Annotated in this window: 12 protein-coding genes; 4 read left to right on the top strand and 8 right to left on the bottom strand. The window is 52.5% G+C overall.

Annotated features, from left to right (window positions below; genetic code table 11):
* Positions 1-298: 298 nt before the first annotated feature.
* Both PsW74_RS26450 and PsW74_RS26445 read right to left on the bottom strand, forming a co-directional pair.
* A complete protein-coding gene (locus PsW74_RS26450; RefSeq protein WP_063289649.1) occupies positions 299-1,174 on the bottom strand; it encodes an SMP-30/gluconolactonase/LRE family protein in 876 nt (291 codons plus the stop codon).
* A 125-nt stretch (positions 1,175-1,299) separates the two neighbouring features.
* Complete coding sequence (locus PsW74_RS26445) at positions 1,300-1,767, bottom strand: Lrp/AsnC family transcriptional regulator (RefSeq protein ID WP_063289648.1); 468 nt, start codon at positions 1,765-1,767, stop codon at positions 1,300-1,302.
* A gap of 156 nt (positions 1,768-1,923) precedes the next feature.
* Between PsW74_RS26445 and ald the strand changes: the two genes are divergently transcribed.
* Together ald and PsW74_RS26435 are read left to right on the top strand one after the other, a co-directional pair.
* The gene (ald, locus tag PsW74_RS26440) at positions 1,924-3,057 is read left to right on the top strand and encodes an alanine dehydrogenase (protein WP_057460912.1); all 1,134 of its coding nucleotides are present in this window, start codon (positions 1,924-1,926) and stop codon (positions 3,055-3,057) included.
* 169 nt (positions 3,058-3,226) lie between these two features.
* The gene (locus PsW74_RS26435; protein ID WP_063289647.1) at positions 3,227-4,174 is read left to right on the top strand and encodes a hypothetical protein; all 948 of its coding nucleotides are present in this window, start codon (positions 3,227-3,229) and stop codon (positions 4,172-4,174) included.
* A 12-nt stretch (positions 4,175-4,186) separates the two neighbouring features.
* On the opposite strand, the gene PsW74_RS26430 is transcribed toward PsW74_RS26435, so the two are convergent.
* From PsW74_RS26430 to zwf, 6 genes are all read right to left on the bottom strand, one after another.
* On the bottom strand, positions 4,187-4,450 hold the full coding sequence (locus tag PsW74_RS26430; protein ID WP_063289709.1) for a glycine zipper domain-containing protein: 264 nt from the start codon (positions 4,448-4,450) through the stop codon (positions 4,187-4,189).
* Between the two features lie 195 nt (positions 4,451-4,645).
* Positions 4,646-4,921, bottom strand: coding sequence for a glycine zipper domain-containing protein (locus PsW74_RS26425; protein ID WP_057460914.1), 276 nt, complete (start codon positions 4,919-4,921; stop codon positions 4,646-4,648).
* Positions 4,922-5,038: 117 nt separating this feature from the next.
* Positions 5,039-6,682: a glucose-6-phosphate isomerase gene (pgi, locus tag PsW74_RS26420; protein ID WP_063289708.1), complete on the bottom strand. Its 1,644-nt coding sequence runs from the start codon at positions 6,680-6,682 to the stop codon at positions 5,039-5,041.
* A 232-nt stretch (positions 6,683-6,914) separates the two neighbouring features.
* On the bottom strand, positions 6,915-7,556 hold the full coding sequence (gene eda / locus PsW74_RS26415) for a bifunctional 4-hydroxy-2-oxoglutarate aldolase/2-dehydro-3-deoxy-phosphogluconate aldolase (RefSeq protein ID WP_063289646.1): 642 nt from the start codon (positions 7,554-7,556) through the stop codon (positions 6,915-6,917).
* Positions 7,556-9,430, bottom strand: coding sequence for a phosphogluconate dehydratase (edd, locus tag PsW74_RS26410; RefSeq protein ID WP_063289645.1), 1,875 nt, complete (start codon positions 9,428-9,430; stop codon positions 7,556-7,558). The genes eda and edd overlap by 1 nt, the downstream gene beginning before the upstream one ends.
* A gap of 238 nt (positions 9,431-9,668) precedes the next feature.
* Complete coding sequence (gene zwf, locus PsW74_RS26405; protein ID WP_063289644.1) at positions 9,669-11,141, bottom strand: glucose-6-phosphate dehydrogenase; 1,473 nt, start codon at positions 11,139-11,141, stop codon at positions 9,669-9,671.
* Between the two features lie 481 nt (positions 11,142-11,622).
* Between zwf and ade the strand changes: the two genes are divergently transcribed.
* Positions 11,623-13,338 carry an adenine deaminase gene (gene ade, locus PsW74_RS26400; protein ID WP_063289707.1) on the top strand — a complete coding sequence of 572 codons (1,716 nt, stop codon included), beginning with the start codon at positions 11,623-11,625 and terminating at the stop codon, positions 13,336-13,338.
* A 241-nt stretch (positions 13,339-13,579) separates the two neighbouring features.
* Complete coding sequence (locus PsW74_RS26395; protein WP_063289643.1) at positions 13,580-15,247, top strand: long-chain fatty acid--CoA ligase; 1,668 nt, start codon at positions 13,580-13,582, stop codon at positions 15,245-15,247.
* The last annotated feature ends 11 nt before the right edge of the window (positions 15,248-15,258 follow it).

The following is a 15,258-nucleotide window of genomic DNA, read 5'->3' as shown; positions in this document are numbered from 1 at the left end:
CCCGATGGGCGTCTACACTGGCAGGCGTTTAGCTATCACTGATACTCACATTTGCCTCTGGCTGGTGTGTTTGTTGCTGATGGTGCCTGCTCCCAATGCCTTTCGGTGGAGACCTTGTTTCATACAAAAACGCCCGGGCGAGGCGAGCAGCCAATGCCGAAGAAACTAATTTACTCATAATGCGCAGGCACTGCCTGCTCGCCTTGCTCACCCCGCACTCCGGGGCCCAAACGACAACACCGCCGGACATGAGCCAGCGGTGCTAAATCTGTTTGTTTTTCAAGACGCAGGGCAGAGCTTAGCCAAAGCGGCAGGCTGGCAGACCTTTGTGCTCCACATCCATTGCGAATAGACCGCCTGATTTTGGGAACTCCTTGAGAAGCTCCTCATCTCCATGCGGGCGCAGGCTTGCCACGACCAGTGTGCCCAGGTTTGGACCTGCAAAGCACGGGATGGTCGGGCGTGGGACTGGCATGGCGATGGACTGCAGCAGCTGTCCATCCGGATCAAAGCAGTTGACGTTGCCCGCTGAGACGCCTGCGGACCAGTAGTTGCCATCGGTGTCTGTTGTTGCGCCGTCAGGTCTGCCCACTGTGTTGTCCAGCTGCAGGAACTTGCGCTGGTTGGTGACAGCACCGAAGTCGCGGTCGAAATCATAGGCGAAGACTTCACCGGAGCCGGTGTCAGAGTGGTACATGGTCTTGTTGTCCGGAGACCATGCCAAGCCGTTGGAGGTTCTGATTTCCGTGGCGATCTGCGTGACGTTGCCGTCTGGCGTGACGCGATAGAGGCTGGCGATAGGGGTTCTTGGACTGATGTCATCCATGGTACCCACCCAGAATGCGCCGTCAGGTCCGACCTTACCGTCGTTCAGACGGGTGCGTGGATTATCCGGCTCAATCTTTGCGATGACCTCGTACATTTTGGTTCCTGTATCGAACAGGATGATTTCGTCTTTCATCGCCACGATGAGGCGACCGTCTTTACAAAGGCCGAAGGAGCCAACGACTTTCGGGAAGTCCCATGTGGTGACTTCTTTGCTATCCCAATGCATTGCATGGATCTGTTTTCCGAGGATGTCACAGAAGAACAGGTGTTTTGTCAGCTCATCCCAGAGGAGACCTTCGGCCAGCTCGTAGCGACCGTCCAGCAAGCAAGTGATAATTGGGGTCAAAGTCGTGCTCCATACTCATGCAGCCCGGGAGAGCTGCAGCAATATACAATTGAGCGTTGTTATAGAGAGGTTTGGCAGAAGCGTCGAGTATGCCTGTGAGAAAACCGCAAGGTTTCCGAGGTGAATTAGCTCTCTGAAATTGGCAGAGCGCTGCCTTGTTTGGTGGAGCGGATCGCGAAGGAGGAGCGCATGCGCACAACGCCGGGAAGGCGGGTGAGGTGGTCACGGTGGATGCGCTCAAAATCAACCGGATCATCGGCCATCACACGCAGGATGTAATCCGCATCGCCGCCCATGAGGTGGCACTCCATAATTTCGGTGGAACGATCAACGGCTTTCTCGAATGTTGAAAGGGCTTCTTCTGACTGAGAGCCGAGTGAGATCTCGACAAAGACGCTCATGCGCTTGCCCAGTTTCTTTGGATTGAGCAGTGCGACGTACTTCTCGATAACGCCTTCAGACTCCAGCGTCCGGACACGGCGCAAACAGGCAGAGGCGGACAGACCCACATGATCTGCAAGATCAGAATTGGAGATACGGCCATTGTCCTGCAGCGCGCGGAGGATCTTTTTATCAAGCTTGTCGAGTTTCATAGCTTTGCCGTTTTCGCAGATTATTGTGTCTGAACGATGTTTATTCGTAGATGGTTGCTAAAATGTACCGTGTCGTGCGCACATTGCAAGCATCTGCAGTTGAGATTTCCATAAGCTATGTAGAAACACAAAGCCGAAGCTGATTGGGAGATTGTGATGCTTGTTGGTGTTCCTAAGGAAATAAAAAATCACGAATATCGCGTTGGTCTGACGCCAGACAGCGTGCGTGAAGTTGTTGCTCATGGCCACGACGTGGTTGTTGAAACCAATGCCGGTGTTGGCATTGGTGCGAGCGATGCTGACTATATTGCAGCTGGCGCATCCATCCTGCCGACTGCTGCAGACGTCTTCGCGAAAGCAGAAATGATTGTGAAGGTGAAAGAACCTCAGGCTGTTGAGCGCAAGATGCTCCGCCCTGACCACCTGCTGTTCACCTACCTGCACCTGGCTCCGGATCCAGAGCAGACTGCAGACCTTGTCGCCTCTGGCGCGGTTTGCATCGCTTATGAAACAGTAACGGATGAGAAAGGTCGCCTTCCACTGCTGGCGCCTATGTCTCAGGTTGCTGGTCGTCTTTCCATTCAGGCTGGTGCAACTGCACTGCAGAAAGCCAATGGCGGCGCTGGCGTTCTACTCGGCGGCGTACCGGGTGTTGCTCCTGCGAAAACCGTTGTGATTGGCGGTGGTGTTGTTGGTGCCCACGCAATTGAAATGGCAATCGGCCTTGGCTCAGATGTTACTGTTCTGGACAGAAACGTTGATGTTCTCGACGCTCTTTCTGCTCGTTTCGGTTCCCGTTTGAAGACAGTGTTCTCCAACCGTGCCGCGCTTGAGAAAGAAGTTCTGGCTGCTGATCTGGTTGTTGGTGCTGTTCTGGTGGCTGGTGCAGCTGCACCGAAACTGGTGACCAAAGAGCACATCAAGGCGATGAAGCCGGGTTCTGTTGTGGTTGACGTCGCTATCGACCAGGGTGGTTGTTTTGAAACCTCCCGTGCAACAACTCACCAGGATCCAACCTACATCGTGGATGAAGTGGTTCACTACTGCGTGGCAAACATGCCGGGCGCTGTGGCTCGCACCTCCACTTACGCGCTGAACAACGCAACCTTGCCTTACGTTCTGGCGCTGGCTGACAAAGGCTACGCAGCTGCTCTTCGCGACATCCCGGGCTTCCTGCCGGGTCTGAACGTTTATAAGGGTCAGGTTACTGTTGCTGAAGTTGCTGAGAACCTTGGCTACACTTACGTAGCTCCGGAAGCTGCTCTGGTTCAGGAAACTGAAGCAGCCTGAAAGTCCAAGCGGACTTAGAGATTGGAAGCGGGAGCCACTGGCTCCCGTTTTGCGTTGGTAAAGGTTCTGTTTACCCTGTCACCGGTTTACTGCGGCGTTAATGAGTTTGCAGGTGCGGTTTCGATATACTGGTCAAAATTTACTAGTATTTTTCGGGTTAGGCGGCGTCATGTATCATGATTTGGAATTGGTTCTTCAGCATGATTTGATTGTTGAATGGAAAGAGCACTACAAAGAGGTGTTCGGCAAGCACACGCTCCTGCTGAATAACCGCCTGCATGAGCTGCCTGTGTTTCTGCCAGAAAACCTAGCGCGGTTGATTGAGACCACTCCCTCTGAGCACTATGATTTTGTTCGTCCCGGTGCGATTGGCACCAAGAAGTCCCAGTGGCTACAAGGCAGTATTGAAGGCGCCAAAGGCGAGGATGTGCTTCGTGCTGTAGAAGAAGGACGTTTCTGGCTTTCTCTTCGTGCACTTCAGGACTGGGATGAAGGCTTCAAGCAGGTCACATCGAAGATATTTGATGAGCTTGAGGTGAAGGTTCCGGGCTTTGAGACCTTTAAGCACAAGACCGGGATGTTGATTTCTTCCCCCGGTGCCCAAGTGTACTATCATGCAGATGTACCCGGACAATCCTTATGGCAGGTGAAGGGCCATAAGGACGTTTATATTTATGAGAATACCGCGCCGTTTCTTTCTGATGAGCAGCTGGAAGGTATCTTCCTTGGAACAACCGAAGAAGAGATCTGCTTTGAGCCCTGGTATGATGAGTTCGCTACAAAGGTGACGCTGAGCCCAGGTGAGATGGCGCACTGGCCGCTCAACAACCCACATCGAGTTGAGAACCATGATGAGGTGAACATCTCGGTGACTACTGAGCACTTCACCACTGAGATCAGGGATTTTTATGCGATCATCTATGCCAATGGTTTGCTGCGTAGGGCAGGGATCTCTGGCAACCGGCATAGTGTTGGTGCGATGAAATACGCCAAGATGGCTTTGGCGGCTGCGCATAAGATCATCTACAAGAAGATGGTGCAGCAGAGTGCGGGTGCCAAAAGCCCGCGCAGCTTCAAGCTGGACATGACTGCACCGGACTTTATGGCTGATCTGTAGAGAGGATTGCTGTCAGCAACGGTAGTAGTAAGGGCGACCATAGGTGTCGTAGCCGACACAGCGGCGCGGGGTGGTGGCTGCTCCGATTAAACCGCCTGCAACTGCACCGATACCAGCACCAGCAAAGGCGGCTCCAACATCACCTGTTGCAGCCCCAATGGCAGCGCCTGTGGCTGCACCAAGACCACCGCCAACAAGGACGCGGTCTGTTCGGTTATACTCACTGCAAGCACCGAGTGTGAGCAGGGTGGCTGTTAGGATTATTCTTTTTCTCACGATCCTACCCATGGTCTGATTGTTTGAAACCCAAGGTAGTGCTTGACCCGTTGCAGATGAATGAATGCGGCTGACGAGATGGCAAGGTGGTTAAGTTGAAGCTGTTTGTCTTTTGAGACTTGTAGGTATGTAACGCAAAAAGGCCCCGCAATTGCAGGGCCTTTGGAATGGTATAACCAAATCTTTTTGCGAGGCTTATGGGCACTTTACGCGGTAAGGGCGACCGTACTGATCATAGGCAGTACAGTTTTTCGGAGTTGTCACATTGCCAACAATGCCACCAGCTACACCGCCGATTGCTGCACCAGCGACAGCAGACCCCACACCGCCGCCTGTGGCAGCACCGATGGCTGCACCAGTCGCAGCACCAAGGCCACCGCCGATGAGAGTACGGTCTGTGCTTGAGGATGTGTTACAGCCAGCAAGGGCAAGCAAAGCAACACTTACACCAGCAAGAGCAATTTTTTTCATTTTTTCCAGTCTCCTTTTGCTGCCAATCCCAATTTGACCGGACCCCGATACCTCCTGGCAGCTCTAACTTTGTGAGGCTGAGCTAACAAAAAGAACATGGTTAAAGTTTGTTAAAAATTAGAGGCTCCTCGCCTTCTTTAGGTATTTTAACAAGCCTTGGGTCGAACTGTCTTTGTTTGCTGCAGATTGGCTGCCTTCAACCATTGGCAACAGCTGTGTCGCAAGTTCTTTTCCAAGTTCAACACCCCACTGGTCGTAGGAGTTGATGTTCCAAATCGCTCCTTCAACGAAGACGCGATGTTCATAAGACGCGATCAATCTACCCAGTGTGAATGGATCAAGACGATCATAGATGAGGGTGGTTGAAGGCCGGTTACCCGGGAAGACCTTTTGTGGAGCTAGTTTGGCAATCTCTTCTTCAGATTTTCCATCTTTACGAAATTTGTCTTCAACCTCTTCCAGAAAACGGCCACGGAGCAGGGCTTCACTCTGGGCAAGGCAGTTTGCCAGAAGGAGATTGTGATGGGTTTGCAGGTCTTCTTCGTGGCTGTTGGCAGCAACCAGAAACTCGCAAGGAATGATGCTCGTGCCCTGATGGATGAGCTGGTAGAACGCATGCTGGCCATTGGTGCCAGGCTCACCCCAGACGATTGGGCCGGTCTGAGTTTCAACTGCTGTGCCATCTTTGGTGACGCTTTTGCCGTTGGATTCCATATCCAGCTGCTGCAGGTAGGCAGGGAAGCGGGCGAGGCGCTGATCATATGGCAGAACTGCGCGGGTGTCGTAACCCAATACGTTGCGATGCCAGACACCGACGAGGCCCATCAGGAACGGGATGTTGTCTTCAATCGGGGTGATGCGGAAATGATTGTCCATTGCATGGGCGCCGCCGAGGAAATCGGAGAATGCATCCGGACCAATAGCGATCATGAGTGGGAGGCCGATCGCGGACCAGATGGAGTAGCGTCCACCGACCCAGTCCCAGAAACCAAAGACACGCTCTTGCGAGATGCCAAAGGCCGCGACCTTTTCCAGTGCGGTGGAGACAGCTGCAAAGTGTGCTCCGACGGCTTCTTCGCCGTTGTGTTTAGCGATCCAACGACGTGCTGTTGCCGCGTTGGTCATGGTCTCAATAGTGGTGAAAGTCTTGCTGGCGATGATGAAGAGTGTCTTCGCCGGATTCAGGTTTTCCAAAGTGTCGGCAATGTGTGCGCCGTCTACGTTGGAGACGTAATGCAGGTTCGGACCATCATGATATGGGGCCAGAGCCAGAGTTGTCATCACCGGACCAAGGTCAGAGCCACCAATGCCGATGTTGACCACGTCTGTGATTTTCTCGCCGGAATGGCCTGTGATTTCGCCAGAGCGGATACCTTCTGCGAAGTCGCCCATATTGACGAGCACTTCGTTGATGTCAGGCATAACGTCTTTGCCGTCCACCAATACCGGGTTCTCGGACTGGTTGCGCAGGGCGGTGTGCAGCACGGCGCGGTCTTCAGTGGTGTTAATGTGCTTACCTGCGAACATGGCATCGCGTTTTGCTTCAACATTGGCAGCGCGTGCGAGTTCGAGCAGGAGCTCCAGGGTTTCTTCAGTCAGCTTGTTCTTGGAGAAATCGTAGAGCAGGTCGTCAGAAGAGCGGGAAAACTTATCAAAACGAGAAGGATCTGCAGCGAAGAGATCGGTAATCTTAGTGGAATGAATGGCCTGAGCGTGTTCATCAAGGCGTTTAAAGATATCTTTTGGATTAGCTGTCGGCATCGAGGCCTCCATTTATTCTTGTAATAGCTTCTGGCTGGCAGCGAGTGTCGCGCCTTGCCAATTTACCGTAAAGCAGCTTGCTCGTTTTTCGGGACGTGCAAACTGCTCTAAAGTTTTGTTTTTATGCGTCTTCTTACGCGGAAATATGTTCATGCTTTTTAGGAGCATGACAGGTCCTTGATGTAAGGCCCCGGGTAAGAAATTCAATGCAATCAATCGTGATGGTTTGCGATTAAACAGTCAATGCAGCTGCTTCGCGAGCCCGCTTTTCAATGCCTGCCCAGTCTTCGGATTCAATTGCTTTTGCGTCTGCGATCCAGGACCCACCAACGCAAAGGACGTTAGGCAGAGCAAGGAAATCACGTGCGTTGCCAAGGTTGATACCACCAGTTGGGCAGAATTTAGCCGCAGCCAGAGGGGAAGACAGACCTTTCAACATCGGAGTGCCGCCGGCTGGAACAGCCGGGAAGAACTTGAGACGCTCATAGCCTGCTTCCAGCATTTTCATCACTTCAGACGGAGTGCACGTGCCCGGAAGTAAAGGAGTTTGCTGGAAATCTTCAGCAGCTGCGATGAGGTTGTCTGTTGCGCCCGGAGAAACGACGAATGTTGACCCTGCTTTGACGGAGGCTTCGTACTGCTGATGGGTGAGAACGGTACCAGCACCAACCAGAGCGCCTTCCACGTTGTCAGCGACTGCTTTGATGCAGTCCAGAGCGTTTGGAGTGCGCAGTGTGATCTCGATGCCCGGGATGCCACCGTCCACGAGGGCCTGTGCCATTGGAACTGCTTTTTTGGGGTCATCGACAATGAGAACTGCGATCACCGGGGCGGCGGTCATGATTGCTTCTACGCGCTCGATATTTTGAGCCATTACACTGTCTCCATTGCGCTGATTGTGTCAGCATTCCGTTGGGTTTTGTTTGTCTGTTCCAGATTGAAGAGGCGAGCGCCGGTATCGGCTGAGCTCACGTTTGCTCTGAAACTTGCGAATAATTCTCTTCCGGTTCCACTCTGGTAAGCTTGTAGGTCTGCAGATGCGGCAGTTCTTTGCGCAAACTCATCTGCAGGAACAAGCAGTTCCAGCGTACCGCTTACTGCATCAAGGCGCAGCAAGTCACCGTCCCTTACCTTTGCAATTGGTCCACCATCCATCGCCTCGGGAGTAACATGAATTGCAGCTGGGATCTTGCCACTGGCGCCAGACATCCGGCCATCTGTTACAAGTGCGACTTTATACCCTCGGTTCTGCACAACGCTAAGAGGTGGTGTCAGTTTATGGGCTTCTGGCATGCCGCAGGCTTGCGGACCAACGTAACGGAGCACGACAATCACATCTTTGTTGAGTGCGCCTGCTTTGAAGGCAGCTTCGACATCTTCCTGCGTATGGAAGACCTGAGCTGGGGCTTCGATGATATGGCGATCAGGTGCGACAGCAGAGGTTTTGATGATGGCAGAGCCGATGTTGCCTGTGAGGACTTTTAGGCCACCGTCTTTGTTGAACGGAACGGACATCGGCGCAAGGATGGTTTCATCCAATGCCTTAGCCGGTGCTGGCTTGCGGAGGACACCGCCTTTGTCATCAAGGAAGACGTTGACGGTGTAACCGTCCAGGCCTGTTCCGTTGACTGTTTTGACGTCTTTGTGCAGCAAACCTGCATCCAGGAGTTCGCGAATGAGGAAACCCATTCCGCCTGCTGCTTCAAAGTGGTTTACATCGCTTTTGCCGTTTGGATAAACGCGAGCGAGCAGCGGGACGAGCTCGGACAGGTCTGAAATGTCCTGCCATGTGAGCTGGATGCCAGCGGCGGCTGCTATTGCGACGAGGTGCATGGTGTGGTTGGTGGAGCCGCCTGTTGCGTGCAAGCCCACGACACCGTTTACGATTGCGCGTTCGTCGATGACCTCAAAGAGCGGCGTAGGTGTGCTGCGCTGTGCGGTGAGTTCGACGACTTGTGTGACTGCTTCTTCGACCAATGCTTTGCGCAGGGGTGTGAGCGGGTTGGTAAAGGAGCTGCCCGGCATGTGCAGGCCCATGATCTCCATCAGCATCTGATTGGAGTTTGCGGTGCCGTAGAACGTGCAGGTGCCAGGAGAGTGGTAGGACGCGCTTTCAGAAGCAAGCAGTTCTTCGCGGGTTGCTTTGCTTTCTGCAAACAGCTGGCGGATGCGGGCTTTCTCGTCGTTGGCAATGCCGGAGGTCATTGGGCCAGCAGGCAGGAAAATTGCTGGCAGATGGCCGAAGGACAAGGCTCCAATGAGCAGGCCCGGGACAATCTTATCGCACACACCGAGGAATACTGCCGCGTCAAACATGCCATGTGACAGACCAACGGCAACGGACATGGCGATCAGGTCACGGGAAAACAGTGACAGGTCCATCGCTGGCAGACCTTGTGTGACGCCGTCGCACATGGCTGGTACGCCGCCAGCAACCTGAGCTGTCGCCTGAATTTTGCGGACTGTTTCGCGGATGATTTCCGGGTAGCTCTCGTATGGCTGGTGTGCGGAAAGCATATCGTTGTAGGCGGTGACGATGCCGAGGTTTGGCTGCTTGTCTGTGGCGAGGTGCTGTTTATCAGCTGCCGGACAGGCTGCGAAGCCATGTGCCAGGTTAGTGCAACCGAGGTTTGTGCGTTGTGGTGCGTTTGTGTGTTGCGCTTTCATGCGACGAAAATAGTCTTGTCTGCTCGTAGCGCTACGCTCGATTATGCGATCTGTAATCTCTTTGAGGCGAGGGTGAACCATGTCTTGTGCTCTGCCTTTTGTTCTTTGACTTTTCATCAGTCAAACCGAATGACCAGATGCGGGACTGGGAGGAGGAAATCCCTGTTTTGGGTCGTTTTAATCGATTTAAATTCTGAGCCTAATTTTTATTCTGACAACTCTGCCCGTAGGCAATTTTGATTTCTTCGGGGATTGGCGCAAGTGGGAGAAATACTTGCAAGGGTGACCAGGTGCCAGCGGACCGGCACCTGGTGTTTAATCAATATGTTTCATCATGCCATGTACGGCCATCACGCTCGATAAGTGCGATGGAAGCAGATGGACCCCATGTGCCTGAGGTATAAGGCTTTGGAGCTTCTTTGATTTGGGACCACTGCTCGAGGATCGGATCGATCCATGTCCATGCCGCTTCGACTTCGTCACGGCGCATGAACAGGGTCTGGTTGCCGCGGATCATATCCATGATGAGGCGCTCATAAGCATCCGGATGACGGGAGCTGAAGGCTTCAGCAAAGGTCATGTCCAGCGGTACTTCGCGCAAACGCATGGAACCTGGGCCCGGGTCCTTAATCATCACCTGCATTTTCACGCCTTCATCTGGCTGCAGGCGGATAACCAGCTTGTTTGCGGCAATCCGTCCAGCATCTGGCAGGAAGATGGAGTGAGGCAGGTCTTTGAATTGGATGGTGATTTCAGATACACGAGCGGCAAGGCGTTTGCCGGTGCGCAGGTAGAACGGAACGTTGGCCCAACGCCAGTTTTCGATGTCTACTTTGGCAGCTACGAAGGTTTCAGTGTTGGAATCGTTGCGACCCAGCTCTTCCAGATAACCCTTCACAGCACCACCAGCAGATGCGCCGGCACGGTACTGACCGCGAACTGTGTTGCGCTCGACCATTTCGGTGCTCATTGGACGGAGGGCTTTGAGCACTTTCAGTTTCTCGTCGCGCACACTGTCTGGTGCCATGGATTCAGGTGGTTCCATAGCAACGAGGCAAAGCAGCTGAAGCAGGTGGTTCTGGACCATGTCGCGCAGGGCACCTGCGGTGTCGTAGTAACCAGCGCGGCTTTCAACGCCAAGTGTTTCTGCCACGGTGATCTGTACGTGGTCGATGTGAGCCGCGTTCCAGAGTGGTTCAAACAGTACGTTGGCAAAGCGCAGAGCCATAAGGTTCTGAACGGTCTCTTTGCCGAGGTAGTGATCGATACGGAAAATCTGGTGCTCTTTGAACACGGAACCGATGGTTTCGTTAACTTCGTGAGCAGATCTGCCGTTCTTGCCGATCGGCTTTTCGATGGTGACGCGGGACGTTTCTGTTACCAGGTTGTGTTCGCCAAGGGCGGAACAGATTGGACCGAAGAAGTCTGGAGAAACAGAGAGATAGAAAGCTCGGACAACGTCTTCGCGGCCTGCCAGCTTTTGTTCCAGAGCTTCCCACCCGGTGTTCTGAGCAACGTCAACGGACACATATTGGATACGAGCGAGGAAGCGTTCGAGAGCTTCCTGATCTACTTTAGCGACGTGCTCACAAATGGCAGTACGGGCCCAGTCCCGGTACTCTGTATCGCTGAGCTCGCGGCGGGAAACTGCGATAATGCGCGCGCCTTCGCCCAGATGACCGACTGGTTCGCGATGATAGAGAGCTGGGAGCAGCTTGCGGTGTGCAAGATCGCCGGTGCCTCCAAAAACAACGAGATCAAATGGGTCAGATTGAGCTGGACGGTTCGCCATGGAGTTCCCTTAGTCGTGAGCCGGTATCGGATATCCGGCTTCAATTGCTTGGCATGCGGTATCAGTTGGAGAATTTGCAGGAGCAAGCCAGCAGGCCAACTGAATTAAATTTGATTGTAGAGTTGTGAGAGGCGCGGACGTGAGCCGCAAGCTTGGCAGTTAGACTGCTCTTATCTGCATCAAAACTCATACAAAGGTTGCATTTATGAAATTGCACCTCTGTTTGATGCGGGTTTCATCAAAATGCAAGCAAAAATACGAATGTGCCTAGAAACTAGGCAGTTCGGCGTACTGAAAGGGGAAGTCGCCATCCAAAAAATGCAGTTTCTGTGGGTTTTGCTTTCTGACTGTCATGATTTGTACAATTCCAACAAGCATTTGTAATGGCGGCATTGGGGAGCTTGCGATCTTTTGCTAGGCTTGCCCCAAGGGAAATATAAATGAGGAAGCATGCCCTATGCTTCCTCTGGGAGGAAATGGCATGGGATCTCGTCAGCAAAAGGTTGCCGGTTTAAAAACACTCATCGATCAGGGGCAGGGCAATGTGCCAGCCGATCTGGTGTTGAAGAATGTTGAGCTGTTCAATGTGATCGACGGCAGTCTGACGAAGACCGACATTGCGATCTCCGGCGAGAAGATTGTTGGGACTTATGACAACTACAGCGGTGTGAACGAGATCGACTGCAGCGGCAAGATTGCCGTGCCCGGCTTTATCGATACCCATCTTCATGTGGAATCATCGTTGGTGACACCGTTTGAGTTCGATCGTTGTGTGCTGCCTCACGGTGTGACGACTGCGATTTGTGATCCGCACGAGATTGCCAATGTGACCGGTGCTGCTGGCATCAAGTACTTCCTCGACAGCTCTGTTGAGACCATTCTGGATTTGCGGGTGAACCTGTCTTCCTGTGTGCCTGCCACCAAATTTGAGACAGCTGGTGCTCAATTGGAGATTGATGATCTTTTGCCGTTCAAGGACCATCCAAGCGTTATTGGTTTGGCGGAGTTTATGAACTTCCCCGGTGTGTTGGCCGGTGATCCGGATGCTTTGGCTAAGATTGCAGAGTTTGAAGGTGAGCATATTGATGGTCATGCGCCTTTGGTGCGTGGCAAAGCCTTGAATGGCTACCTTGCCGCGGGCATTCGGACTGATCATGAAGCGACCACTGCAGAAGAAGCATTGGAGAAGATCTCTAAGGGCATGACGATCCTGATCCGAGAAGGATCTGTCTCTAAAGATCTGGATGCTTTAGCGCCTGTCCTGACGCCTGAACGGGCCAGTTTTGTTGCGCTTTGTACGGATGACCGGAATCCACTTGATATTGCGGAGGAGGGACATCTTGATTGTCTCATCAAGCGCTTGATTGCTCATGGATGCGCACCTCGTGATGTCTACCGTGCGGCAAGCTGGTCAGCAGCCACTGCATTTGGTCTGCGAGATCGCGGATTGATCGCGCCGGGTTGGCGTGCGGATATTGTGTTGCTCAATGATTTGGAAAGCTGTGATGTGGATCAGGTGATCAGTGCTGGGCGTGTGGTTTCGGATGAGTTGTTTGCCAGCCGCAAGTTGATTGAGCCGGAAGGTTTGCTGGATAGTTGCCATGCTGAACCAGTGCATGCAGAAAGCTTCCGTGTGCCTGCGCAGCGCGAAACATCAGTGATTGGTGTGAAACCGGGGCTGATTATCACCGAGCATCTGAAGAGGGATTTGCCCGTTGAGCATAATTATTCCCAGATCGACTTGGGGCAGGATGCTATCAAAGTGGCTGTTGTGGAGCGTCATGGAAAGACAGGGAATATTGCGACAGGGTTTGTAAACGGTTTTGGAATGACATCGGGTGCGATTGCCTCCTCTGTTGGACATGACAGTCACAACATCTGTGTGGTTGGCGCTGATGAAGAGGCCATGGCAATTGCTGTGAACCGATGCATTGCGTTGCGCGGTGGATTTGTGGTTGCTGAAGGTGAAGAAGTGCTGGCTGAGATGGAACTGCCACTTGCCGGATTGATGAGTTTGGAGCGATTTGAGGTGGTCAAAGAGCGTTTGGAAGTGCTGCGCAAAGCTGCAAAATCGCTCAATTGTGTTCTACCAGAGCCGTTTTTGCAGGTCGCATTCTTGCCTCTTCCGGTTATTCCCCACCTTAAAATTACTGATTTTGGGCTTTTTGATGTGTCGAGTTTTCAGCTCATTCAATAGAGCAGAGCTTTGATATCTCTTGGGTTCTCGAGAAAAAATCAGTGGAATTGAGTAATGTGTCGCATTGAAGGTCAACCGTATGTCTGGGTTGACGCAATGGTAAACCTACCGCAAATTCCACGCAAAGCATGATGATATAAGGTTTTTCTGATATGTTGCGCACATGAACCTTGGCGCTCAGCTTCGGTTTCCTGTCAACTTCGTCTGAAGAACTATAATAATTCGGGGAGGAGATCTGCGCATGGCGACAGGTCGTGAGGGACAAGTGGAATTTCCAATTCGTACTATCGATAGCTATCTGGATGATACGGTCAAAAATTATGCGCACCGTCCGGCTATCTACTTCATGGGCAAATCAACAAGCTACGGCGAATTGGGAGATTTCGTTGAGCGTGCTGCAGGTGCCCTGCAGGCGATGGGTGTGAAGAAGGGCGACAAGATCGGCCTTTGTCTGCCTAACACGCCGTACTACACCATTTTCTATTTTGCGATCATGAAAATTGGCGGTGTCGTCGTCAACTTCAACCCGCTTTATGTTGAGCGCGAAATCGCGTTCCAGGCGCGGGATTCTGGCGCACGCATCATGGTGACCATGGATCTTTCTGTGATCTATGATCGTGTGGAAGCTGTTCGTCAAGAAGGTGCTCTGGACAACATCATTGTATGTCCGATGGCTGACATTCTGCCTCAGCCTAAGAAGCTGTTGTTCCAGCTGTTCAAGCGGAAGGATGTTTCCAACATTCCAGCTGATAAAGCTCACATCCGCTTCAAAGATTTTCTTGCAAAGTCTAAAGGCATTACTCCGGTTGAGATTGAGCCGAAGGAAGATGTGGCGATCCTGCAGTATACCGGTGGTACGACTGGTGTGCCTAAGGGTGCGATGCTGACGCATTACAACATCACGTCAAACATGGAGATGCTGGAAAGCCATTACGGTGGCTTGAAGCGCGGCTACGAGAAGACACTTTGTGTGCTGCCATTCTTCCATGTGTTTGCGATGACTGTTCTGCAGAACCTTTCCATTTTAGGCGCTGCTGAGATGCTGCTTATGCCGCGGTTTGATCTGAAAGAACTGCTTGATCTGGCTGCGAAGAAGAAGCCAACCTTGTTTGCTGCTGTGCCAACGCTTTACACCGCGATCAACAACAGTGAGTTGACGAAGAACTATGACCTGACATCAATCCGCTATTGTATGTCAGGTGGAGCGCCGCTGCCTGTTGAAGTGAAGCAAAAGTTTGAAGCCCTGACAGGCTGCGTTCTGGTGGAAGGCTACGGTCTGACAGAGAGCTCTCCGGTTGCCTCAGCTAACCCGATGGACGGAACTGGCAAAGACGGTTCTATCGGTGTTGTGATGCCGGGAACGACTGTTGAGTTTCGTGATCTGGATGAGCCTGAGAAGATCGTTGCACAAGGCGAAAAAGGTGAGCTTTGCATCGTCGGCCCGCAGGTCATGAAGGGTTACTGGAACCGTCCTGATGAGACCGCCAAGACTTTGGAAGGTGGCCGTGTGTTGCACACTGGTGATGTGGGTTACATGGATGATGAGGGCTTCATTTTCCTTGTTGATCGCATCAAGGACCTCATCATCTGTTCTGGCTACAACGTTTACCCGCGTGTGATCGAGGAGGCACTTTATCAGCATCCGTCCGTTGCTGAGGTTATCGTGATTGCTATTCCAGACGGGTATCGCGGTCAGGCACCGAAGGCATTTGTGAAGCTGAAGGATGGTCAGAGTGCTACTGCAGAGGAGTTGAAAGACTTCCTAAAGGGGCACATCTCCAAGATTGAGATGCCGAAGGCGATTGAGTTTCGGGAAGAGCTGCCAAAGACCATGGTTGGTAAGCTCTCCAAGAAAGAGCTGGTTGAGGAAGAGGCTGCCAAGACGCGCAGCACTGAAAATGCCAGTTGATAGCTACTTCT

The organism is Pseudovibrio sp. W74 (assembly GCF_001623085.1).
Taxonomy (GTDB): domain Bacteria; phylum Pseudomonadota; class Alphaproteobacteria; order Rhizobiales; family Stappiaceae; genus Pseudovibrio.
The sequence above is the reverse complement of the archived record's forward strand: the minus strand, read 5'-3'. Positions and strand labels throughout refer to the sequence as shown.